Genomic DNA, 581 nt, shown 5'->3' with positions numbered 1-581 from the left:
GCTTTGAGCCCAAAGTTACCAATCAGAAATCACTCTGAAAGTCCGTTTGCCTTGCCGAAATCAACGTAACAATCGTCGCTGCGAAGCTTGTCCAGCACGTCTTGATCGACGTTCCGAACATCCGAGTGATATTCGGTAATTCCAGTACCCTCCAACACGCGGTTCATCAAATTGAATAGACCGCAAACTTGTATAGCGTCGAACAGTGCTTTCTCGGTCCACCCAGCATCGTATACCGCTTTTGCGTCGGCTTCCGTCATGCGGGAAGGATTGGTTGTTAGCTTTCCGGAATAGGCAAGAATGGGTTTCAGACTGTGATCAATGTTCGCCTTTTCGAGGCTAACCATCATGTCCTCGATGGTGCTGACTTCAATGCCAAAAGCCTTTGCATGCACCGTGTGCGCACTTTGGCAAAATGCGCAAGCGTTTAACCCGGAGACATAAGCGGCAATTATCTCTCGCTCCGCAATACTGAGTTCGCTGTCGCCCCGCATGACCCGGTTTTGATACTCAGCTAAAGGCGCAAGCTTTTCAGGGAACGCACGATAGACGTGGCTCAGGTTTGCGTCTTCGGGCATCGA

General features: G+C 50.4%; 1 protein-coding gene. It reads right to left on the bottom strand.

Going from position 1 to position 581, the window contains the following annotated elements; genetic code table 11:
• Positions 1-29: 29 nt before the first annotated feature.
• Positions 30-581: carboxymuconolactone decarboxylase family protein (locus ACR0AG_RS22400; RefSeq protein ID WP_480842891.1), on the bottom strand; the 552-nt coding region annotated here is incomplete at its 5' end.

The sequence above is a fragment of the Ruegeria sp. H6 genome (assembly GCF_056532975.1).
Note: the sequence above shows the minus strand (reverse complement) of the source record. Positions and strands in the feature narration are given on the sequence as shown.